Origin of the sequence: Nonomuraea sp. NPDC050310, from assembly GCF_040655795.1 — a bacterium.
Taxonomy (GTDB): domain Bacteria; phylum Actinomycetota; class Actinomycetes; order Streptosporangiales; family Streptosporangiaceae; genus Nonomuraea.
This window is the reverse complement of record NZ_JBFAKP010000028.1, coordinates 1-22,272: the sequence shown is the minus strand read 5'-3', so window position 1 is coordinate 22,272 and position 22,272 is coordinate 1. Positions and strand designations below refer to the sequence as shown.

Sequence of the window (22,272 nt, the reverse complement as noted above, 5' to 3'; positions counted from 1 at the left end):
CTGTCCAATGGATTCCGCTAGAACGTCGTTCAATTATGTAGCGCATGACAACCGCCAGGGTCACGCTCCCCGAGAAGGCGGGCTTCTTCGCCGGGAACGTGGGCAACATCGTCTTCAGCACGACCATCAACTCGTTCCTGCTCATCTACCTGACCGACGAGATCGGCCTGGCCGCCGGAGCCGTCGGCACGCTCTTCCTCGTCGCGCGCATCGTGGACGGCGTCAGCGACCCGGTCATGGGCTACGTCGTGGACCACCTGCCGGTCACCCGCTGGGGCCGCTTCCGCACCTACCTCGCCCTCGGCGGCGTCCTGGGAGCGGTCAGCTTCGTCCTGCTCTTCCTCGCCCCCGCCTGGACACCGGCCCCGCTGGTCACGGTCTGGGTTGTCTACCTGCTGTGGGGCTTCGCCTTCGACCTCATGGACATCCCGCTCAACTCGCTCATCCCGGCGATGGCCACCGACCCGCGCGACCGGCGCGTCCTGTCCGGGCTGAAGGCCTTCTCCTACCTGTTCGGCGGCGCATTGCTCACCGCCGCCGCGCTGCCGCTCGCCGACCGGGTCGGCTGGCCCGTCTTCATCGTCGGCGTCGCCGTCCTGTCGTTGGTGCTCACCGTCTTCGCCGCCACCCGCGTGCGCGAGCGCGTCACCCCGGTGTCCGGCATCCGGTACGGCTGGCGCGACCTGGCCCGGATGGTCTTCACGACCCCCGCGGTCGTCGTGCTCGCCGCCACCGTCGTCGCCCTCACCGCCGCGAACGGCGCCCGCAGCGCGGGCATGGCCTACTACTTCACCTACTACGCCGGCGACCGCTCGCTCATCGGCGTCGCCGCGCTCGCCACGGTGATCCCCACCGCGCTCGGCACGATCGCCTTCCCCTGGCTGGCGCGCTTCCTCGGCTACAAGGCCACCTTCGTCGGGGCGCTCGTCCTGGAGGCGGCGGCCATGGCCACGCTGCTCGCCGTACCGGCCGACTCCGCGCACCTGGCCCTGGTCGCCCTGTCGGTGACCGCCTTCGGGGGCGGCGGCGCGCTCACCATGATCTACGTGGTGGTGGCCGAGCTCGTCGACTTCGTGGAGTGGCGGCACGGCTTCCGCATCGAGGGCGCCATGGCCTCGCTCGGCTCCTTCGCCGCCAAGGCCGGCGGCGGGCTCGGCGCCGCACTGACCGGCTACACCCTCGCGGCCACCGGCTACCTCGCCGGCCAGGCCCAGACCGCCGAGAGCCTGCGCGGCATCGTCCTCGCCCAGTCCCTGCTGCCCGCCGGGCTCGCCCTGCTCGGCGCCCTGTTGTTCGCCTGCTACCCGATCAGCCGCCGGCTCGCCGCCCAGGTCGCCGGCGACCTCGCCGCCCGAAGGGACACCGATGTCGTTCCCGCCCGCTGACCCCTTCCGCCCCGGCCGGTGGACCGGCCACTGGATCTGGGCCCCACGGTCGGAGGGCTCCGACCGCCGGGTGTTGTTCCGCCGGACCCTCACCCTGACCGAGGTGCCGGAACGGGTCCCCTTCCGGATCACCACCGACTCCCGGCACGTCCTGTGCGTCAACGGCGTCGAACTGGCCCGGGGCCCGGTACGGCACGGCCCGCGCTCGCTCTCCTACGACCACGGCGACGCCGCCCCCGCGCTGCGGCCCGGCCTGAACGTGATCACCGTCCTGGCCCGCTTCTACGGCCACCCCACCCCCTGGTGGGAGCCCTCCCCGGCCACCTTCACCCTCGGCCGCGGCAGCATGGCGGCCGAGTTCGTGCTCGGGGACGAGGTGCTCGGCACCGACGCCTCCTGGCGGTGCACCGTCCCGGCGGCCTGGACCCCCGGCCGGCCCAAGCACCAGCTCGTCTCCCAGATCCCCGAAGTGCTCGACGCCCGGCTGCTCGACCCCGCCTGGACGCGGCCCGAGTACGACGACTCCTCCTGGGAGCCGGCCCAGCTCATCGAGGCCCGCGCGGTCGTCGGCGGCGCCCCGGACTCGCGCCCGCCCTCCGACCCGTTCGGCGCCCTCCTGCCCCGCCCGATCCCGCCCCTCACCGCGACGGTACGGCAGGCGGACGTGCAGGCGGGGGCCGCGCCGGGGGAGTTCAGGGCCGACTTCGGCGACGTGGTCAGCGGCACCCTGCGGCTCACCCTGCGCGGCCCCAGCGGCAGCGTGGTGGACGGCGCGCTGGTCGAGGTGGACAGCCCGATCGGCCGGCAGACCGCCAACTCCTTCCGCTACACCCTGCGCGGCGGCGAGGCCGAGTCGTTCGAGACGGCCGACCCGGTGGGCGGCCGGCACGCCGTGCTCTCCGTCACCGGCGCCGCCGAACTCGTCCGGGTCGAGGTCGTCGAACGCCTCCGCCCTCGCCCGCCCGGCCCCTTCTTCGAGTGCTCCGACCAGCGCCTCACCGAGATCTACGCCGCCGGCCTGCGCACGGTCGACCTCACCGCGCACGACGCCTACCTCGACTGCCCCACCCGCGAGCAACGCGCCTGGACCGGCGACTCCGTCGTCCACCAGTCCGTCGACCTGATCGCCAACCCGGACTGGAGCCTCGCCCGCCACCACCCCAAGCTCGCCGCCCAGCCTCGCCCCGACGGGCTGCTCGGCATGGTCGCCGCCGGCGACTTCGCCTCACCCGCGCTCCCGTCCATCCCCGACTGGGCGCTGCACTGGATCCGCTCCGTCCACAACCTCTACCGCTACACCGGCGACCGGGCCCTCGTCGCCGACCTGCTGGCCACCGCGGAAGGCGTCCTGCGCTGGTTCGTGCCCTTCCGCGGCGGCGACGGCCTGCTGCACGACGTGACCGGCTGGGTGCTCATCGACTGGTCACCCGTCCAGGTCACCGGCACCAGCGCCGCGCTCAACGCGCTGTGGGCCCGCGCGCTGGCCGACTTCGCCGAGATGGCCGCCTGGCTGGGCGACCTGGGCCGCGCCCACTGGGCCCGTGACCTGCACGCGGGCGTCGCGGCCGGCTTCGAGGCCTTCTGGGACGCCGGCCGGGGCGCCTACCTCGACACCTTGGACATCCGCTCGGTCAGCGAGCACGTCGCCGCCACCGCCGTCTGCGCCGGCCTCGTCCCCGGCCATCGCCGGGCCGAGGTGCTCCGGCTCCTGCTCGACCGGGCCGCCCTGTTCACCCGCAGCCCCATGGGCGCTCGGGGCACCGACCAGGACGGGCCCGTCTCCAGCGAGCCGGTGTCCACCCGCGCGCTGCCCGACTGGGACGTGGAACGGCTCGTGGTCGGCGCCCAGCCGTTCTACCGCTACGTCGTCCACGACGCCCTCGCCCTGCTCGGCGCGGCCGACCGGATCGCCGAGCTGTGCCTGGACTGGGCGCCCATGCGGCACGGGGCCTTCCGCGAGTGCTGGGAGGGCGGCTCGTTCTGCCACGGCTGGTCGGCCACTCCGACCCGGGACCTGGTCACCTACGTCCTCGGCCTCACCCCGGCCGAGCCCGGCTACACCAAGGTGCGGGTCGAGCCCCGCCTTGGCCCGCTCGCCTGGGCCCGCGGCGCCGTCCCCACCCCGCACGGCCTGGTCACCGTGGAGGTGCGCGACGGCGACCTCACGGTCGACTCGCCCGTGCCGTACGAGGTGGTGCGCTAGCCACGCACCGACGTCAGCGGACCAGCCGAAAGAACGCCCGCAATTCCGCCACGAACTGCTCCGGCTGCTCGAACGCCGCGAAATGCCCACCCCGGTCGAGCTCGTTCCAGTGCCGGATGTCGGTGAAGCGCTGCTCCGCCCACCGGCGCGACGGCCGGGGATTCTCCTTCGGAAAGATCGAGCACCCGGCCGGCACCGCCACCACGTCACCGGCCTCCCCGGCGAACAGCCGCTGCACCCATCGGAAGCTCTCCCAGTACAGCCGGGCGGCGGAGGCCCCCGTGCCCGGCAGCCAGTACAGCATCAGGTTGTCCAGCAGCTCATCCCGTGTCAGCGCGTTCTCCGGATGCCCCGCGCAATCCGTCCAGGCCCGGAACTTCTCCACGATCCAGGCGGCCAGCAGTGCCGGTGAGTCCACCAGCCCGTACCCGATCGTCTGCGGCCGGGTGGACTGCTCCAGCGAGTAGCCGTCCTCCCACTCCTGCGCCTGCTCCAGCGCGGCGATCGACGCCCGCTCGGCCTCCGTCAGCGTCCCGAACGTCGCCGGGTCCGGCGGTGCCAGCGGTGGCATCAGGTGGATCCCGACGACCCGCTCCGGCGCCTGCTGCCCGATGCTCGCCGTCACGCTCGTGCCCCAGTCGCCGCCCGCCGCCCCGAACCGCTCGTACCCGAGCCGCCCCATCAACCGGATCCACGCCCCCGCGATCCGCTCCACACCCCACCCCGTTGTCGCCGGCTTGTCACTGAACCCGTAACCCGGCAACGACGGACAGATCACATGAAACGCCTCCCGCGCATCGCCGCCGTACTTCGGCGGGTCGGTCAGCGGCCCGATCACCTTGAGGAACTCCACCACCGACCCGGGCCACCCGTGCGTCAACACCAACGGCACCGCGTCTTGGTACGGCGAGCGTACGTGCAGGAAGTGCAGGCCCAGCCCGTCCACCGTCGTGCGGAACTGGGGAAACCCGTTGAGCCGTCGCTCCGTCGCCCGCCAGTCGTACTCCTCGGCCCAGTAGCGGCACAGCTCCTTCAGGTACGCCAGCGGCACTCCCTGCGACCAGTCGTCGACCGTCTCCCGCTCCGGCCACCTCGTCCGCCCCAGCCGCTCCCGCAGATCAGCCAGCTCGCCCTCCGCCACCTCAACCCGAAAAGGCAGCACTTCTTCCCCAGGCCAACCCTCTTCCTGGCCGAGCGGCCCCTCCGGGCGTGGCTCCTTCTCGCCGGGGACCGACACCTCTCCAGCCTCCACCTGGCCACCTCGCTTCTCCACCACCCGGCAGCCGGCTACCCGCCCTCAGCGGCCGGGCCACCTCTCAGCCACCGCCGCCTTCCCAGCCGAAGCCGGGACATACCTGAGAGCCGGGCGTGCCGAAGCGCGGGAGCGTCGCCTAGAAAGGAGCTCCAGGGTCGGGCTCGGTCTTGCGGGCCATCGCCGCCGCCAGCTTGACCCGTGCGCCCTGGAGCCACTCCTCACAGATCGCCGCCAGCTTCTCGCCGCGCTCCCACAACTCGATCGACTGCTCCAGGGTCAGCCCGCCGGCCTCCAGCCGCCGCACCACATCGGTCAGCTCTTCCCTGGCCTGCTCATATGAGGGCGACTTGGTCGCGGATGCATTCTCGTCTGCCACGGGACCCACCTTAGGGTCCACCACCGACAACCGCCCCCAAGCCCGCCGACACCCCCGGATGTCACCCGGGGGACGGGCCTAGTCCTCCGCCGCCACCTTGGATCCCGCGGCGGCTCCGGACTCCGCCGCATCCGGCGAGTCGGTCACCTTGGTGGGGGCGGGCTCGGGCTTCTTGCGGGGTTTGCGGGCCTTCGGGGCAGGCTTGGCGGCCGGTTCGGCCGACGCCGCCGCAGGATCGGCCGCGCGGCCCCCGGCGGAGCCCTCGAAAGCCTCGGGGTCTTCGGTGCGGACGGCGAGGCGGGCGTCGGTGAGGCGGATGGTGAGGGCCTCGCCCACGCCGATCCCCTTCGCCTGCCGTACCACCTCCCCGGAAGGGAGCTGGACGATGGCATACCCCCGCTCCAGCGTGGCGGCGGGGGAGAGGGCGACGAGGCGGGCGCGCAGGTGGGTGAGGGAGTCCTCGGCCCGGTCGAGGGAGCTGTGGAGGCTACGGCGGGTGCGGTCGCGCAGGGCGTCGACCTGCTCGGCCCGCCGCTCGATCTCCCGCACGGGATCGGCCAGCGAGGGCCGGGAGCGGACGGAGGCCAGCCAGGAACGCTCGCGTTCGAGCCAGCCGCCCACCACCCGCCGCCCACGGTCGCGAAGCTGCCGGACCAGGGTGAGCTGCTCGCCGACGTCGGGCACGACCTTCTTGGCCGCGTCGGTCGGGGTGGAGGCGCGGACGTCGGCGACGAGGTCGAGCAGCGGGCTGTCCTGCTCGTGGCCGATGGCACTGACCACCGGAGTGCGGGCGGCCGAGACGGCGCGCACGAGCGACTCGTCGGAGAAGGGCAGCAGGTCCTCCAGCGAGCCGCCGCCGCGGGCGATGATGATCACATCGACCTCGCGGTCGGCGTCGAGCCGGTGCAGGGCGTCGGTCACCTCGGCCACCGCGTAGGGTCCCTGCACGGCCACCTGCTCGACCTTGAAACGCACCGCGGGCCAGCGGCGCCTGGCGTTCTCCAGGACGTCGCGCTCGGCCGCGGAGTCACGCCCGCAGACCAGGCCCACGGTGCCGGGCAGGAACGGCAGGCGGCGCTTGCGCTCGGCGCCGAACAGGCCTTCTGCGGCCAGGAGCTGGCGGAGCCGTTCGAGCCTGGCGAGCAGCTCGCCCACACCGACCGGCCGGATCTCCAGCGCGGTGAAGGCGAACGAACCCCGGTTGACCCAGAAGTCGGGTTTGACGTGCACGACCACGCGGGCGCCGTCGGCCGGGCGGGGGACGGTCGCCTCATACACCCCGCGCGGGGCGGTGACCCGGGCCGAGACGTTGGCGACCGGGTCGCGCAGGGTGAGGAAGACCGTGCCGCCACGCGCGGTCAGCTCCGTGATCTGCCCCTCGACCCAGACCGTGCCGAGCTTGCCTATCCAGCCCGCCACCATCTGCAGGACGGTGCGGATCGGGAGGGGGGACTCCGGCGAGGTGGTGGCCATGAGGGCAGACTACGGTGCGACCGACTATTCCGCGGTCTCCAGCTTGGCCAGGCGGTTCTCGAACATCTTCACCACGTCGGCGCGGGCCGAGGTGGCCTGCTCGTAGGCGAGGAGCTCCCTGAGCTGGTCGGGGGTCTTGCCGCGCATGCGGGCGCGCAGCGAGGCCACCGTGAGCGTGGCGTAACCGGGCAGCGGCTCGGCCAGGTCGGCGGGGACCCGCTTGGGCTCCTCGGTGAGCGTGCTCTCCACCGCGTGTACGGCTGTCGCCAGCTCGCCGCCCTCGGCGGCGGGGGCCGGCTTGGCGGCCTTCGACGCCGCGCTCGCCCGCGGCTTGGCAGGAGCCTTGGCCTTCGCCGCACCCTCCGCCTTCGTGGCGGCGGCCTTCGGCTTGGCAACCGGCTTGACCTCGGCCTCAGGCTCGGGCTTCGGCTCGACGGTCTCCACGGGCTCGACGGCCTGGGCCTCGTCGGCCTTCGACACGACCGGCTCGACGGCCTCGGCAGTCTTGGCGGGCTCAACGGGCTCGGCGGGCTTGGCGGGCTCGGCCTTGGAGGCCTCGGCCGCAGGGGCCGGGGTCTCAGCAGGGGAGACGGTCGCCGTGGGGGCGGCGGGCTCGGGGGTCTCCTCCTTCTTGGGCGCGGGCGAGAAGATGACCGGCTCGGCCTTCTCCTTGGACCCCGTCCCGTTCGACTCGGCCGCGCCACCGGCCGGCCGGGGAGCGAAGATGACCGGCTCACGCCGAGGCTTGCTCTCCTCGACCTCGAGGACGGTCTCCTCCTGCTCCTCCTCCTTCTGCCCAAGCCCCTTGATGGAGTTCTTCACCCGGTCCACCACCAGCAGCGCCTGACCGGCGGCGCTGAGCGTCCCCTGGATGATCGCGAGTGGGATCTCCTTGACCTTCTCCTTGTCGGTGATCGTCTTGGTGATGCTGCGTATGACGTCGCTGAGGGACATGCCGACTCCTTGGGTGTGGACGGCCAGTCTGGCAAAGGCTGTTACCAGTTGCGAGCGGGCCGCTTCGTCGCTCCACGTAGCATAGGAACATGGAGCCTCAGACCCCCACTACCACCCGACGCGTCCTGGTGGCCAAGCCCCGTGGCTACTGCGCTGGAGTCGATCGTGCCGTGGAAGCGGTCGAGCGGGCTCTGGAGCAGTACGGCGCACCGATCTACGTCCGCAAGCAGATCGTGCACAACACGCACGTGGTCCGCACCCTGGAGGCCAAGGGCGCGATCTTCGTGGAGGAGACCGACGAGGTGCCCGAGGGGGAGATCGTGGTCTTCTCCGCGCACGGCGTCTCCCCGGCGGTGCACCAGGAGGCCGCCCAGCGCCGGCTCAAGACCGTCGACGCGACCTGCCCGCTGGTGACGAAGGTGCACAACGAGGCCCGTCGTTTCGCCGGCCAGGACTACGACATCCTGCTCATCGGCCACGAGGGTCACGAGGAGGTCGAGGGCACCGCGGGTGAGGCGCCCGACCACATCCAGCTCGTCGACGGCCTCGACGCGGTCGACGGGATCCAGGTGAAGGACCCGTCCAAGCTGGTGTGGCTGTCGCAGACCACGCTGTCGGTGGACGAGACGACCGAGACGGTCAAGCGGCTGCGCGAGCGCTTCCCGACGCTGCTCGACCCGCCGAGCGACGACATCTGCTACGCCACCCAGAACCGCCAGGTCGCGGTGAAGGAGCTGGCCGAGCAGGCGCAGCTCGTCATCGTGGTCGGCTCGGAGAACTCCTCCAACTCCAAGCGCCTGGTCGAGGTGGCCAAGGACTACGGCGCCGACGCCTCCTACCTGGTCGACAACGCCTCCTTCATCCGGGAGGAGTGGCTCGACGGCGTCACCACCGTGGGCCTGACCAGCGGCGCCTCGGTGCCGGACGAGCTGGTCGCCGAGGTGCTGGCCTACCTGGCCGAGCGCGGTTACGGCGACGTCGAGGAGATCGAGTCGGTCAAGGAGAGCATGCGCTTCGCCCTTCCGCACGAGCTGCGCAAGGACCTGCGGGCCAACTAGTCACTCCTCCGAGCCCCGTGCTGTGCCGTACACGCGGGGCTCGAAGTATCCCTCCGGCTCTGGCGCGAAGGCGGACTGCTCGCCGCCGCGCCGCGGCCGGGGCACCTCGCCGGCGGTCCGCAGGTCGTCGCGCAGGTCGCGCACGTTGGCCGGCAGCCCGCGCTTCCACGCGACGCCGAGCACGAGCGCGGAGCCGGCGAACAGCCAGGGCGCGCCCGCCGACAGCGAGGTGTAGAGGCCGAAGCCCAGCGACTGCAGCAGCGAGGGCGAGCCGAGCGCGCGCGCCAGCTCGACCACGAAGGTCGCGACGAAGAACACCAGCGGCGGCGTCACCACGAGGGACAACAGCTCGCGCGGGTTGACGAAGAGCACGCCGAGCAGGCTGCCCACGACGAAGACCGCGCCCACGACGAGTGGTATGCCGGTGGCCGCCGCGGCGACGTATCCGGCCAGCGCGGAGAACAGGGCGAGCGCGATGGCGCCGCGGGCGGTCAGCCTGATCGCCGATCGCCTGCCGTAGTCACCACTCACCAGCCCACCCCCTTAATGGCTCAACTTACCGTTGACGTGAGTGATCAGTGATGTGGTTTCCAGCAGTTCGGGGGAGGCGAGCGGCCTGGGCAGGTCGTCGAGCATCCCCGGCTCGTCGAGCGTGCCCTCCACGACGCCCAGATCGTGCAGTTTGCGTGCGGTGACGAGCACGCGGCTCTCCAGGGATCCCACCGTCTTGTTGTACGCCTCGACCGCGCGGGTGAGGGCCTTGCCCAGGCCGTCCACGTTGCGGCCCATCGAGGAGAGCCGCTCGTACAGCTCCTTGCCCAGGTCGAAGACGGCCTTGGCGTTCTCGCTGAGCGCGGCCTGCTGCCAGGCGTACTGGGCGGTGCGGAGCATCGTGATGAGCGTGGTCGGGGTGGCGATGTGCACGCGCCGGTTCATGGCGTGCTCCAGCAGCGCGGGGTCGCGCTCCAGCGCGGGGGCGAGGAAGGCCTCGCCGGGGATGAACAGCACCACGAACTCGGGCGTCGGGTGGAAGGACTGCCAGTAGGACTTGGAGGCGAGCTGGTCGACGTGCTGGCGCAGGTGCTTGGCGTGCGCGTCGAGCCGCGCCGAGGCCTGGGCCTCGTCCTCCAGCCCGGCGGCCTCCAGGTAGGCGGCGAGGGAGACCTTGGAGTCGACCACGATGTTCTTGCCGCCGGACAGCCGCACCACCATGTCGGGGCGCTGGGTGCCGTCGGCGGAGACGACCTGCTCGTCGAAGTCGCAGAAGCGCTGCATCCCGGCGATCTCGGCGACCCGGCGGAGCTGGAGCTCGCCCCAGCGGCCCCGGGCCTCGGGGCGCTGCAGGGCCCGCACGAGCGCGCCGGTCTGGGTGCGGAGCTGCTCGTTGCTCTGCCGTACCAGCTCCAGTTCTGTGCGGGCGGCGCGCTGGCCGGCCTGGGCCTCGCGGAGCTGGGCCTCCAGCCGGCCCAGCGCCTCGCGCAGCGGCTCGACGAGGTGCTCGACGGCCTGGCGGCGCTGGTCGAGGTCGCCGCTGGCCTCGGCGCGGCTGGCGGCCAGCCGGGTCTCGGCCAGCTCCAGGAAGCGGAGGTTGTTGACGTCGAGCGCGCGGCTGGACAGCGCCTGGAAGCGCTCGGTGAGCTGTTCCTCGACGTAGGTGAGCTTGTCGGCGGCGGCTTTGGCGCGGGCGTCGGCCTCGGCCACCCGGACCGCCGACCGGGTCCTCGCGATCAGGAATCCGATGGCGAGCCCGACGGCGAGGCCGAGCAGAAGCGAGACGACATCCACTCGATCGATGATTGCACCGTGGGTCGCGCGGGTCGTCCCGACACGCGTGGGGCGGGGAAACTGCGCATTCCGCTTGTGCCGCCGCACTTCTGTCACCCAGAGTACCCATATGGTTACCGGCCAGCGGATGATCCTCTCCATCGTCGCGACCGTCGCCGTCGCCGCCGCGGCGGTCGCCGTCTCCGGAGCGGTCATCGCGAGCCGGGCCGAGGAGCAGCCGCCGCCTCCCGTGCCGCAGTTCACCCTGCGGTGGGCCGAGGGCGCGTGCGTCAGCCGGACGGGGGCGCGCTTCGACCTCGTGCCGTGCAACGGCGGCGACGCCGAGGTGCTCGCCGTCGCCCCCTCGCCGCAGGAGTGCCCCGCGCCGACCGACGTGCTCATGCGCGTCGAGGGCGGGCGTACGGCCTGCGCGCGCAACCACGTCGCGCCGCATCCCGGCGACCCCGGGCGCGGCGGCGGGGTGCTGCGCGCGGGCGACTGCCTGACCCGCGACGGCCGCGAGCGGCCATGCTCGGCCAAGGGCTGGTACGGCAGAGCCGTGGCGGTCCTGCCGGGCGGCCCCGTGCCCGGCGGCCCCGGCGCGGGCGGCTCCCGGTGTCCAGGCGGCTCGGTGGACTCGATCGAGCTCTCCGCCGCGCTGGTCTGCCTCGGCCGGGGCGGCCAGGTGCCCGGCGCCGGCGACTGCGTCACGCGCCCCAGCCGGGGCCGGGTCGCGGCGGTCGCCTGCCGGTCGCGGCGGGCGTGGGGACGGGTGCTCGGTTTCGCCGCGTCCGCCGAGGGCTGCCCGGCCGCCGCCGACCACGCGCTCACCGGCCCCGGCCGGCCGGCGACCTGCCTGGCGCTCGCCCGCGAGTAACGGTGGTGTCCGGCGGTAAACTTGCCTGCCGTACACACCGCAGCCATCGGCTCATGAGGCCGACGAAGGAGCGCTCGTGAGCCTCAGCATCGGCATTGTCGGCCTGCCCAACGTGGGCAAGTCCACGCTGTTCAACGCCCTGACCAAGAGCGCCAACGCGCTCGCGGCCAACTACCCCTTCGCCACCATCGAGCCCAACGTCGGCATCGTCGGCGTGCCCGACGAGCGGCTGGCCAAGCTCGCCGAGATCTTCGGCTCGGCCCGCATCCTGCCGGCGAAGGTGGAGTTCGTGGACATCGCCGGCCTGGTGCGCGGCGCCTCCGAGGGCCAGGGCCGCGGCAACCAGTTCCTCGCCAACATCCGCAACACCGACGCGATCTGCCAGGTCATCCGGGTCTTCTCCGACCCCGACGTGACCCACGTGGACGGCGACGTCTCCCCTCGCCGCGACATCGAGACCATCAACACCGAGCTGGTCTACGCCGACCTCCAGACCGTGGAGAAGGCCCTGCCGCGGCTGCAGAAGGAAGCGCGGATCAACAAGGACAAGAAGGCCGCGATGGAGGCCGCCGAGGCCGCCAAGGCCGTCCTGGAGACCGGCAAGACCATCTTCGAGAGCGGCCTCGACCAGGAGGAGCTGCGCGAGCTGCACCTGCTGACCGCCAAGCCGTTCCTGTACGTCTTCAACCTCGACGCCGACGAGCTGACCGACGAGGCGCTGCGCAAGCAGCTCGCCGAGCTGGTCGCCCCCGCCGAGGCGGTCTTCCTCGACGCCAAGATCGAGTCGGAGCTGTACGAGCTGTCCGACGAGGAGGCGCTGGAGCTGCTGCAGAGCGTCGGCCAGGAGGAGTCGGGCCTGTCGCAGCTCGCCCGGGTCGGCTTCGAGACCCTCGGCCTGCAGACCTATCTGACCGCCGGGCCGAAGGAGACCCGCGCCTGGACGATTCCCAAGGGCGCGACCGCGCCCGAGGCGGCCGGCGTCATCCACACCGACTTCCAGCGCGGCTTCATCAAGGCCGAGGTCGTGTCCTTCGACGACCTGGTCGCGGCCGGTTCGATCGCCAGCGCCCGGTCCGCGGGCAAGGCGCGCATCGAGGGCAAGGACTACGTCATGCGCGACGGCGACGTGGTGGAGTTCCGCTTCAACGTCTGACAACCTCACGGGGCTCTGGCGCGTCGAATCGTCACGGCGTTCACGCGCAACCGTGTTCACTCGGAGGGCCCCATGATCCGTCGCATTCTCGGCAAGCGCCGGCCTACCCTGGTCGGCATCAGCCTGGAGGAGGAGCTCGCGCTGCTCCGTGTCGAGCTCATGTACGGCTTGCGCGTGAGCAGGGAGGCCTACCTGCGGCGCAAGATGGACGAGCGCGAGGAGCTCAGCCGCCGCCTGCACGGGCGCGACCCGGAGGAGCTCCTCTCGGAGCTGCGCGGCTGCCTGGAGCGGGTGGTCCACCCCGCGTCCCTGAACAGCGCCCCCGTCCCCGCCCAGTCCGCCGGCAAGGTCGTCGACCTGCGCAGTCACCGCCGGGCCCGGCAGGCGGAGGACCCCGAGCCCGCGTGACTTGTACGAAATGAACAGGTAGCGAGGGTATCTGAGCTATTCGGACAGCATTACCTGACTGTCGGGCTATGGGTTTTCCGGCATATCGCCTGGTCGACTACTCATTTCAGCAAACCGTGCCAGGAGCCGGCACTTCGCCGAGTCATGCACACTCGGTTTGCTCCTGCACGGCGATGCCTGCAGCATGGGCGTGGCTTTCCTGGAAGAATTGCCGCGACCGGTAATGTGACATCTTCAGACCGCGTCCTCCAGTTCGGATGGCGCGAGCGGAGGCGTGATGGCTCGTAGGTCCACCACCCAGAACGATCCCATGATCGCTGGTGACCTCGAGCTTTCGGCACGCCCGGAATCGACCTCCAACTTCGAGGGCCGCAGGTCGGCCCGGCGCGGCTGGTCCGGCGGCGGCGGCCGCTGGCTGGTCGCCACCGGACGGGTGATCGTCTGGGCGCTCATCCTGGTGGTCCTGGCCAACGGCGTCATCGCCATCGTCAGCCGCTTCCGCGAAGGCGCCGTCACCACGCCCGGCGGCGCCACCAGCTCGGCCGCGCCCTTCCCGACCGCGGCCGCCTCCGCTTTCGTGGTGCAGTTCGCCCACCTCTATCTCGACCTCAACCCGGCCGAGCTCTCCATCCGGGCCGCGCGGCTCAAGCCGTACCTGCCGCCGGACGCGGGCGAGCAGTTCGGCTGGGACGGCTACGGCCGCCTCCAGGCCGCCTACATCCAGCCCTACAGCGTCGAGGTCAACCCGGGCGACAACGAGAACGCCGTGGTCACCCTGACCTTCCAGTCGGGCGACCGGCGCTACCTGCTCTCGGTGCCGGTGCACTGGGACGGCGGCGGCAAGTTCGTGGTCTCCGGCCGCCCCGGCGTGCTCCCCGCGCCGGGCCCCGCCGAGCTTCCCCAGGTCGCCGCCGCGGCGACCGACGACGAGACCGCGACCGAGCTCAGGTCGCAGCTCGCCGAGTTCTTCCGCGCCTACGCCTCCGGTGACCAGCTCTCGCGCTACACCGCCAGCGGCACCAGCCTGACCAGTCTCGGCGGCGCGTTCAGCTTCGTCGAGTTGAAGGACATCGTGGTACCTGTGGGGGATACCACCAGCCGTGAGATCCAGGCCGTCGTGGTCTGGGGCGTGCCGTCCGGCGCCGCGCCGACGGCCGAGCCCACGCCGTCCGACCCTGGCGCGATGGCCGGGCGTCTCGAGCAGGGCTACCGGCTCACGGTCGTGAAGCAGGGCGACAAGTGGTACGTCAAGGACATCCGCGGCGCCGGTCGAGCCGTTGGATAACAGCCTGCTGATCGACACCCCCCTGGAGGACGAGAAGTGATCGTGAAGACCATTTTCCTGAACCTGATCGAACTGGCCACGCCGTCCCCCGCACCGACCGGCGTGAACACCGAAGGACTGGCGAACTTCCTCCGCTCGTTCTTCGCCCCGCTGTTCCTGGTCATCGTCTCGGTGGTCGCCCTGTTCTTCCTGTTCACCAGGGAGATCACCAGATTCGTGCAGTTCTTGATCCTGGCGGTGGCGATCGGTGTGATCTTCTACGTGCCGAACATCATCGAGGTGACGGCGAAGGCCATCGCCGGCGCACTGGGCATCAAGTAAGCGGCCACCCGGTTACCTGACGAGCGGACGGAGAGGAGGGACCGCGTGGACCTGCCTACGTATACCAATATCTGGCGAATCGAGAAGCGGCTCTACAAGCTGTACGACCTGCGGCTGCCTATGCCGCTGCCGATCGTGTGGATCGGCGTGTTCGTCGGCGTCGTGGTGCCCTGGTCGCTCCTGCTGTACCTCGTCGGCGTGCCCTTCCAGGCGCCCTGGCACGTCCTCTACCTGGTCCCGCCCGGTGTCGTCACGTGGCTGTCCACCCGGCCGGTCATCGAGAGCAAGCGGCTCACCGAGCTGCTGCAGTCGCAGGCGCGGTATGTCGGCGAGCCCAAGGTGTGGTGCCGGCTGGCGCCTGCCTCCGAGCCGGAGACCGTCTTCTTCACCGCCCGGGTCTGGCGGGCCCTCCCCGCCCGTGCCAAGACCCGCAAGCCCGCCCGCGCCGCCGCCCCGTCCAAGACCCGCAAGCCGTCCCGCGCAACGGCCCAGCCATCCTCCGCCGCCCAGCCATCCCGCGCCGTCGCGCCCGCTGTGGCCGACGTCCCCGCGACCCTCACCCCACACCCTTCCCGCCGCCCCGCCAACGCCCCCGCCCTCACCGTCCCCCCCCACCCGTCTGTACGGCAGGCCGAGCCGGGTCGCGGGCGCGAGGCCGAGCAGCCGAGCCGGGCCCGCGAGACCGAGCGTGGTCGCGCCCGCGAGACGGAGCGTGGCCGTGCCCGCGGAGACGCCGAGCCACGCAGCACCCGCGCCACCGAGCCCGCTCGCGGCGGCGAGCGCACCCGCGCCACCGAGCCCGCTCGTGGCGGCGACCGCACCCGTGCCACCGAGTCTTCCCGCGCCACGGAGTCCACCCGTAGCGGCCAGTCCTCCCGCCCCACCGAGCCCTCGCGTGCCACCGAGTCCACTCGTGGTGGTGAGCCCGCGCAGGTCCGTGCCCGGGAGACCGAGGCTGGACGTCGGCGGGCCGAGCCGCCTCGCGGGGCCCGTGGTCGGGGTGCGGGTGGGCGTGAGGTCGAGCCCGTTGAGACGGCCCGCCACGCCGAGGGTGCGCCGAGCCGGCCGGTCGAGGAGCGGGGTGCGCGGCGCCCGTTCGACCGTCCGTTGGTGCGCCGGCTGGACGAGCCGCCGGTCGACCAGCCCGTGGGAGAGCCCGGGACGCCTGCCGTACCGGACCAGAAGACCTCAGCCCCAACGGTCGGAAAGCCTGCTGCCGGGGATGTGGCGGCCGGAATGCCCGCCACGACAGGTGCGGCTGCTGGAATCTCCGCCACGACGGGTGCGGCTGCTGAGAAGCCCGCCACCCCGGGTGGCGCTGGCGGAAGGCCTGCCACCGCGGGTGCAGCTGCCGGTGGTCCGACTGCTGGGGACAAGCCTTCGGCCGACAAGCCCACTGTGGACAAGCCCGCGACGGACAAGCCCGCGACGGACAAGCCCGCGACGGACAAGCCCGCTGCCGGGAGGCCGGTGGTGGGGAAGCCGATCGACACCGAGGCGCTTCGGCGGTTGCGGAAGCTGGCCGCCAGCGCCGAGGCCGACTCACCGCGCCACGAGGCACCGCGTCCTGCCCAGCCGGGGCCCGGCCAGCACGTGCCCATCCCGCCTGGGGATGAGGTCGCGCGCACCCAGCACCGCAAGGGGCAGCCGCCCCCGCGCCCCCTCCCGTCGGTCGCCGCCCTGGACGCCCACCGGATGTGGCCCACCTCCTCGGACACCCCGGCCGAGGGGACGCCCACCCCTGCCTCAGCCACCACCGCCCAGCCCGCGAGTCCCGCCGACTCCGGCCAGTCGGAGACTCCTGCCCCCACCTCTGCCGTCTCCGCTCAGCCGCCGGCCTCTGCCGACCTTGGCCACTCGGAGACGCCCGCCGAGGCCGCACGAGCGGTCGCGCGGGACCATGCTGAGGCCACCGCTGGCCCGGTGAGCTCGGCTGGCTCCGTCGAGGAGGCCGGCGTCGTCGGTGGACGTCCGGCCCCCGAGGGTGCCGTCGACGTCACACCGGTGGCAGGGGAGGCTACGGCGGACAGCCCGGCCACCCCGGAACGCCACGGCCCGGTCACCCCGGATCACCCCAGCCCGGTGGCCACCGAACGGGCCGAGGCGTCGGCCGCGGAACGTCCTGAGCCGACCGCCCCCGCGCGACCCGAGTCCGCAAGCCCCGAGCAACCCGAGCCAACCGTCCCCACACACCTCGAGCAGGCCGCCCCCGCTCGGCCCGAGCCTGTGCGGTCGGAGGGGGCCGAGCCCACGCGGCCGGAGCGGCCCGAGACTGCGCGTCCCGAGAAGCTGGAGGGGGAGCGGACGGCGACCGTTCTTCCGCTTGGCGGCCGGATGGCGGACAAGGCGGTTGCTCGTGAGCCTGAGCGTCCGACCTTCACCCCGCCGCCCGGGCCCCGAAGGCCCGCCCAGAGCCGCCCCGGCCAAGACCGGCCCGGCCAAGACCGGCCGACCCAAGAGCGGCCCGTCCAGGACCGGCCCACCCAGGACCGGCCCACCCAAGGTCGCCCCGTTCAAGACCGCCCCGTTCAAGACCGCCCCGTTCAAGGCCGCCCCGTCCAGGACCGCCCCGCCGCCCGTGCCCCGGAGAGGAGCCCCCAGCAGGGCGTCCCCACGCCGCGGACAGGTGAGGGAAAGGTCCGCAGGGTGGAGTCGGTTGTGGGGCGGGAGAACTCCGGCGGCTGGCGCCGGATCGCCCAGGTGGTCGTAGGCAACACGAACGTGCGCGGCGACGGCTCGGAGGTGGACGAGGCCCGCACCAGGGCGGTGTTCTCCGGCAGCCGCCGCATCGTGGTCCTGGGCTGCACGGGCGGCGCGGGGCAGAGCACGACGGCGCTGATGCTGGGCCAGACGCTGGCGTCGGTGCGCGACGACCGGGTGCTGGCGATCGACGCCAGCACCGGCCCGACCACGCTGACGAGCAGGATCATCGAGGAGTCCCCCGAGACCCTCACCAGCTTCCTGTCCGGCCTGGACGGCATCAGCGGCTACCTGACCATGCGGGCCTTCACCACCAGGACGCCGTCGGGCCTGGAGGTGATCGCGGCGGATTCGGCCGCGGGCGCGGAGCAGCGGCTGGCCGATCGCACGCTGTTCTCCGACCACCGCCTGGGCCAGGCCGTCCACCTGGTGGACCGGCACTACAAGCTGACCGTGATGGACCCGGCGCCGGCGCTGGCGGCGCGCGTCCTGCCGTACGCGGACCAACTCGTGCTGGTGGTCCCGGCGAACGAGGACGGCGCGGACGCGGTGGCGATGACCTACGACTGGCTCGACGGGCACGGCTGCGCGGACCTGCGCCGGCGCGCGGTGCTGGTGGTCAACGGGGTGAGCCGGCGCAGCATGAGCGATGTCGAGCAGGCCGAGGCGATGGCCAGGGGCCGCTGCCGGGCGATCGTCCGGGTGCCGTGGGAGGACGAGCTGGCCGCGGAGGGCGGCGAGCCGATCGCGCTGGAGCAGTTGCGCACCGCGGGACGCCGGGCCTACCTGGCCCTGGCGGGGGTCGTGGTCGCCGGCTTCGCCGCGGCCCAGGCAGCACAGCAGGTGAGCGAGGCGCCGAGTGGAAGGGAGCTGGCCGGTGACCCCCCGGGCACGAGAATCGGTGAGCGCTAGGTGAGCGGGCTTGCGAGTGATCCGGTGATCTCGCCGGCCCTGGTGAAGGAGAGGCTGTGAGCAGGGCCTCGAAGGCGCACAGCCGCCTGGCGGTCCGTTACTTCGACGACCGCATCCTGCTGACGGACACCTGCGCGTGGGCGTACTTCAGGCTGCCCACGGTCAGCTACGAGTTCGTGACGCCCGAGGAGCGGGAGGCGCTGGCGACGAACATCACGATCGCGCTGGCCGCGATCCGCATGCCTGACGCCGAGGTGCACCTGCGGGTGGCGCATCGGGCCTATCCGGCGGCGGAGTGGGCGATGGCGCTCAACGCCACCTCCGACCAGGGGCCGGGCTGGCGCGACTACCTGGAGGAGATGTACGGGCACGTCTGGGCGAAGGACTTCTGGACCAAGGAGGTCTACCTGGGCGTACGGCTCGGCCCGCGCGGCCGGCAGATCGGCCAGGGCGTGCTCAGCCAGTTGTTCGGCTTCTACCAGCGCAGCGAGAAGGCGCTGGGTCTCGACGACGACCACGTGCCGGACGGCGAGATCGCCAAGTGGACCGAGCACGCCGAGCGCCTGGGCCGCGCGCTGGCCTCCAGCGCCCTGTACGCCCGGCACGCCAGTTCGGTGGAGGTCGCCTGGCTGTTCCAGCACGCCGCCGCGGGCAGCGCGGGCGATCCGCCGCCGAGCGCGAGCCCGAAGCGCCGCTGGGGCAGGGGCGAGATCGAGACGCTGGTCGAGGGCCAGATCCACAACGGGCGGGCGGTGCTCCGCATGGTGCAGCCGCAGGGTGAGGCTTATGTGGCCTACCTGTCGTTCGCTCGCTTCCCGGACCTGATGCCCTTCCCGGACGGCGAGCCGTGGATGCACTTCGCCGACCAGTTGCCCTTCCCGGTGGAGGTCTCCTCCAGGATGCGGCTGATCCCGCCGGTCAAGGCGTCGCGGGACGTCGCGCGCAAGCTCGCGCACGCCCGCGACATGGACATCCACATCCGTGAGGCGGGCGCCGAGGCGCCGATCGCGCTGGCCGAGCAGATCGACGCGGCGCGCATGCTGGAGCACGGCATCACCAAGGAGCGGCTGCCGTTCGTCTACGGCTGGCACCGGCTGATCGTCTCCGGCCCGACCGAGGCGCTGTGCCTGCAGCGGGTCGAGGCGGTCATCGAGCACTACCGCGACATGGGCATCGACGTGGTCAACTCGACCGGCGACCAGTTCTCGCTGTTCAAGGAGTCGCTGCCGGGCGAGAAGGTCACGGTCAACGCCTACGCCCAGCGGCAGCCGCTGCGCACGATCGCGGGCGGGATGGCCACCGCGACGGTCGATCTGGGCGACCGGATCGACACCGGTGAGGCCGGCTGGCTCGGGCCGTACATCGGGGAGACCATCGGCCGCGCGCGCAGCATCGTGCACTTCGACCCGCTGGTGGCGGCGACCCGCAACCGGCCGACGGCGATCGCGATCACCGGCGAGCCGGGCGGCGGCAAGACCACGCTGGCGCTGCTGATGATCTACCAGATGGCGCTGCGCGGGGTGACCGTGGCGGTCATCGACCCCAAGGGCGACGCCGAGTCGCTGGTGCGGCTGCTGCAGAAGCGGGAGCGCAAGGCGCGCATCATCCCGCTGGGCTCGGCCGCGCCCGGCCTGCTGGACCCGTTCTCCTTCGGTGACGACATCGCCACCAAGAAGATGATGGCCACCGAGACGTTGCGCCTGCTGCTGCCCCGCATGTCGGAGGAACGCGAGTCAGCGCTCGTGCAGGCGGTCTCGGCTGTCTCGAACAACCCCGACCCGTCGCTGGGCAAGGTGGTCGACTTCCTGGAGCAGGCCGACGACGCCGCGTCGAAGAACCTGGGCGCGGTCCTGCGCTCGATGTCGGAGATGCACCTGGCGCGGCTCTGCTTCGACCCCTCGGGCGGCGACCAGATCGATTCGGAGGGCTGGACCACCGTCTTCACCCTCGCCGGGCTGACGCTGCCCGACGTGGCCACCGGTCGCGACGACTACAGCTACGAGCAGCGGCTCAGCGTGGCCCTGCTCTACCTGGTCTCGCAGTTCGCCCGCAGGCTGATGAACGGCCTGGATCGCCGCGCGCCCAAGGCGATCTTCCTGGACGAGGCGTGGGCGATCACCTCGACCCCGGAGGGGGCCAAGCTGGTGCCCGAGGTCAGCCGCATGGGCCGCTCGCGCAACACCGCCCTGGTGCTCGTCTCGCAGAACGCCGGTGACCTGCTGAACGAGCAGGTGACCAACTGCCTGTCGTCCGTCTTCGCCTTCCGTTCCACCGAGCGCACCGAGGTCGAGCACGTGATGTCGCTGCTCGGCGTCGACCCGTCCGAGGAGCACAAGGCAGTGCTGCGTTCGCTCGGCAACGGCGAATGCATTTTCCGCGATCTGGATGGCCGGGCCGGCCGGATCGGGGTAGACCTGATCTCCGAAGACCTGCTCCGGTGGCTCGACACGAACCCGACGCACGACAAACCCAAAGACAACGGGCATGATCTTCAAGGGGGAGTGGTCCGAGCTCAGGAGGTCCGGTCATGAGACGTCGTCGGCTGTGGATGCTTGTCCTCGTCATGTTCGTCGGACTGCTGGCCATGCCGGGGTCCGCCGTGGCCGACGGGCCATGTGACCTGTCACCTGACCTGACCCCCGAGGTCGTCGGATCGAGCGTCGACGGGCTGCTCCAGCCGCCCGTGCCGGAGGGCGGCACGGCGCCGGCCGCGACCACCAACTACTCCCGTTTCGGCATGGCCGGGCAGTTCTGGCACACCAACGAACTGGGCTGCTCCGACATCGCCGCGGTCTTCGGCAACTCGTGGGCCAACACGATCTTCCTGTGGGCCAAGTCCATCGACAAGCTGACGATCAGCACCTACCAGGCGGCGGCCAGCGAGGGCCCGCTCACCGTGATCAAGGACAAGGTCGACGAGATCGTCACCAACCTGTCCAACGCGCTGTACTGGCCTTACCTGACGCCGATCATCCTGCTGGCCGCGATCTGGCTGGCGTGGTACGGCCTGCTGCGCAAGCGGGCCTCGGTCAGCGTCGAGGGCGTGGTCTGGATGGTGCTCGCGGTCACCGTGGCCACCTGGTTCTTCGCCCGCCCGCAGGACTTCACCGGGCTGGGCAAGCTGGTCACCGACAAGACCGGCGAGGTGGTCAACTCCGCCTTCTCCGGCCTGCCCGGCGCCGAGGGCACCGACTGCCTCACCGCGCCCGGCGCGGCCGGCTCCTTCGGCAACACCGGCACGCCCGGCGTCGACCAGAACGCCAACGCGTTGTGGTCCACGCTGGTCTGCAAGCCGTGGCTGGTCGGCCTGTTCGGCACCTCCGACCCGACCGCGCCGGTCGTGCGCGACTACGGCCTGACCATGCTGGAGACGCAGTCGGTCGACGCCACCGAGCTGGCGGTGCCGCCGAACAGCAGCGCCCACCAGGCGAAGTACGAGGAGATCGCCAACAAGCTCAAGGGCGACTACCGCTACGCCATCTTCCAGGGCAAGGACTGGACCAACCGGCTCGGCGTCGCCATCGGCGCCCTGCTCGCCGCGCTGGTCGCCGGCCTGCTGATCTTCCTGGTCGCGGTCTCGCTGCTCGTGCTCAAGGTCGGCTTCCTGCTCCTGCTGATCCTCGGCCCGGTCTTCCTGCTCATCGGCGTGCATCCGGGCAGTGGCCGGATCATCGCGATGCGCTGGGTGGAGATGCTGGTCGGCACCCTGCTTCGGCAGGCGGTGCTCGCGCTGGTGTTGTCGATCCTGGTGTACGGCTACGCCCTGATCATGTCGACGGGCATGTCGTGGGGCCTGCAGATCCTGTTCATGGCGTTGCTGACCATCGCCGTCTTCTTCTACCGCCGGCCGTTCCAGCACCTGTTCGCCTCGATGAGCGGGCACACGATCACCACCCGCATGCTCGGCGAGGCGGCCAGCTCCCCGGTGCTGGAGCGCTCGGCCGTCGCGCTGCCGCCGGTGGCCGCGGCGCGGGTGGGCAAGTGGGGCCTGCGCAAGGCCGAGCCGCTCATCGCGGCGACCGCCGCGGGCAGCACGGCCGGCGTCGCCGCGGCCGCGGCCTCGGCGACCGCTCAGGGCCGGGCCCGGGGCGAGGAGGGCACGTCCCCGTCGGGCACGCGCGTTCCCGCCGGCGCGGCTCCGCTCAACA

17 protein-coding genes are annotated in these 22,272 nt (G+C 72.1%); 11 read left to right on the top strand and 6 right to left on the bottom strand.

Annotated features, from left to right (window positions below; translation table 11 throughout):
• The first annotated feature begins 44 nt into the window (after positions 1-44).
• Positions 45-1,385 carry a glycoside-pentoside-hexuronide (GPH):cation symporter gene (locus AB0I67_RS38435; protein ID WP_357934565.1) on the top strand — a complete coding sequence of 447 codons (1,341 nt, stop codon included), beginning with the start codon at positions 45-47 and terminating at the stop codon, positions 1,383-1,385.
• On the top strand, positions 1,366-3,588 hold the full coding sequence (locus AB0I67_RS38430) for an alpha-L-rhamnosidase C-terminal domain-containing protein (protein WP_357934562.1): 2,223 nt from the start codon (positions 1,366-1,368) through the stop codon (positions 3,586-3,588). The genes AB0I67_RS38435 and AB0I67_RS38430 overlap by 20 nt, the downstream gene beginning before the upstream one ends.
• Before the next feature lie 13 nt (positions 3,589-3,601).
• On the opposite strand, the gene AB0I67_RS38425 is transcribed toward AB0I67_RS38430, so the two are convergent.
• From AB0I67_RS38425 to AB0I67_RS38410, 4 genes are all read right to left on the bottom strand, one after another.
• Positions 3,602-4,750, bottom strand: coding sequence for an epoxide hydrolase family protein (locus AB0I67_RS38425; RefSeq protein WP_357934559.1), 1,149 nt, complete (start codon positions 4,748-4,750; stop codon positions 3,602-3,604).
• Positions 4,751-4,979: 229 nt separating this feature from the next.
• Positions 4,980-5,219, bottom strand: coding sequence for an exodeoxyribonuclease VII small subunit (locus tag AB0I67_RS38420; protein WP_357934556.1), 240 nt, complete (start codon positions 5,217-5,219; stop codon positions 4,980-4,982).
• Positions 5,220-5,297: 78 nt separating this feature from the next.
• Positions 5,298-6,692, bottom strand: coding sequence for an exodeoxyribonuclease VII large subunit (gene xseA, locus AB0I67_RS38415; protein WP_357934553.1), 1,395 nt, complete (start codon positions 6,690-6,692; stop codon positions 5,298-5,300).
• 24 nt (positions 6,693-6,716) lie between these two features.
• A complete protein-coding gene (locus AB0I67_RS38410; RefSeq protein WP_357934550.1) occupies positions 6,717-7,646 on the bottom strand; it encodes a hypothetical protein in 930 nt (309 codons plus the stop codon).
• Between the two features lie 89 nt (positions 7,647-7,735).
• Between AB0I67_RS38410 and AB0I67_RS38405 the strand changes: the two genes are divergently transcribed.
• Positions 7,736-8,704, top strand: coding sequence for a 4-hydroxy-3-methylbut-2-enyl diphosphate reductase (locus tag AB0I67_RS38405; protein ID WP_357934547.1), 969 nt, complete (start codon positions 7,736-7,738; stop codon positions 8,702-8,704).
• On the opposite strand, the gene AB0I67_RS38400 is transcribed toward AB0I67_RS38405, so the two are convergent.
• The gene (locus tag AB0I67_RS38400; RefSeq protein WP_357934544.1) at positions 8,705-9,235 is read right to left on the bottom strand and encodes a DUF6542 domain-containing protein; all 531 of its coding nucleotides are present in this window, start codon (positions 9,233-9,235) and stop codon (positions 8,705-8,707) included.
• 12 nt (positions 9,236-9,247) lie between these two features.
• The gene (locus tag AB0I67_RS38395) at positions 9,248-10,498 is read right to left on the bottom strand and encodes a DNA recombination protein RmuC (protein WP_357934737.1); all 1,251 of its coding nucleotides are present in this window, start codon (positions 10,496-10,498) and stop codon (positions 9,248-9,250) included.
• Positions 10,499-10,598: 100 nt separating this feature from the next.
• On the opposite strand from AB0I67_RS38395, the gene AB0I67_RS38390 reads away from it, so the two are divergent.
• From AB0I67_RS38390 to AB0I67_RS38355, 8 genes are all read left to right on the top strand, one after another.
• On the top strand, positions 10,599-11,345 hold the full coding sequence (locus AB0I67_RS38390) for a hypothetical protein (RefSeq protein WP_357934541.1): 747 nt from the start codon (positions 10,599-10,601) through the stop codon (positions 11,343-11,345).
• Between the two features lie 76 nt (positions 11,346-11,421).
• Positions 11,422-12,498 carry a redox-regulated ATPase YchF gene (ychF, locus tag AB0I67_RS38385; protein ID WP_357934538.1) on the top strand — a complete coding sequence of 359 codons (1,077 nt, stop codon included), beginning with the start codon at positions 11,422-11,424 and terminating at the stop codon, positions 12,496-12,498.
• 72 nt (positions 12,499-12,570) lie between these two features.
• Positions 12,571-12,906 carry a hypothetical protein gene (locus AB0I67_RS38380; protein WP_357934535.1) on the top strand — a complete coding sequence of 112 codons (336 nt, stop codon included), beginning with the start codon at positions 12,571-12,573 and terminating at the stop codon, positions 12,904-12,906.
• Between the two features lie 310 nt (positions 12,907-13,216).
• Positions 13,217-14,191, top strand: coding sequence for a conjugal transfer protein (locus AB0I67_RS38375; RefSeq protein ID WP_357934532.1), 975 nt, complete (start codon positions 13,217-13,219; stop codon positions 14,189-14,191).
• 51 nt (positions 14,192-14,242) lie between these two features.
• Positions 14,243-14,512, top strand: coding sequence for a hypothetical protein (locus AB0I67_RS38370; RefSeq protein ID WP_357934734.1), 270 nt, complete (start codon positions 14,243-14,245; stop codon positions 14,510-14,512).
• 45 nt (positions 14,513-14,557) lie between these two features.
• A complete protein-coding gene (locus AB0I67_RS38365; RefSeq protein WP_357934529.1) occupies positions 14,558-18,124 on the top strand; it encodes a TcpE family conjugal transfer membrane protein in 3,567 nt (1,188 codons plus the stop codon).
• Between the two features lie 56 nt (positions 18,125-18,180).
• Entirely contained in the window at positions 18,181-20,655 is a 2,475-nt protein-coding gene (locus AB0I67_RS38360; protein ID WP_357934526.1) for an ATP-binding protein, read from the top strand.
• A partial coding sequence (locus AB0I67_RS38355; RefSeq protein ID WP_357934523.1) for a type IV secretion system protein occupies positions 20,652-22,272 on the top strand: 1,621 nt, incomplete at its 3' end. The genes AB0I67_RS38360 and AB0I67_RS38355, both read left to right, overlap by 4 nt.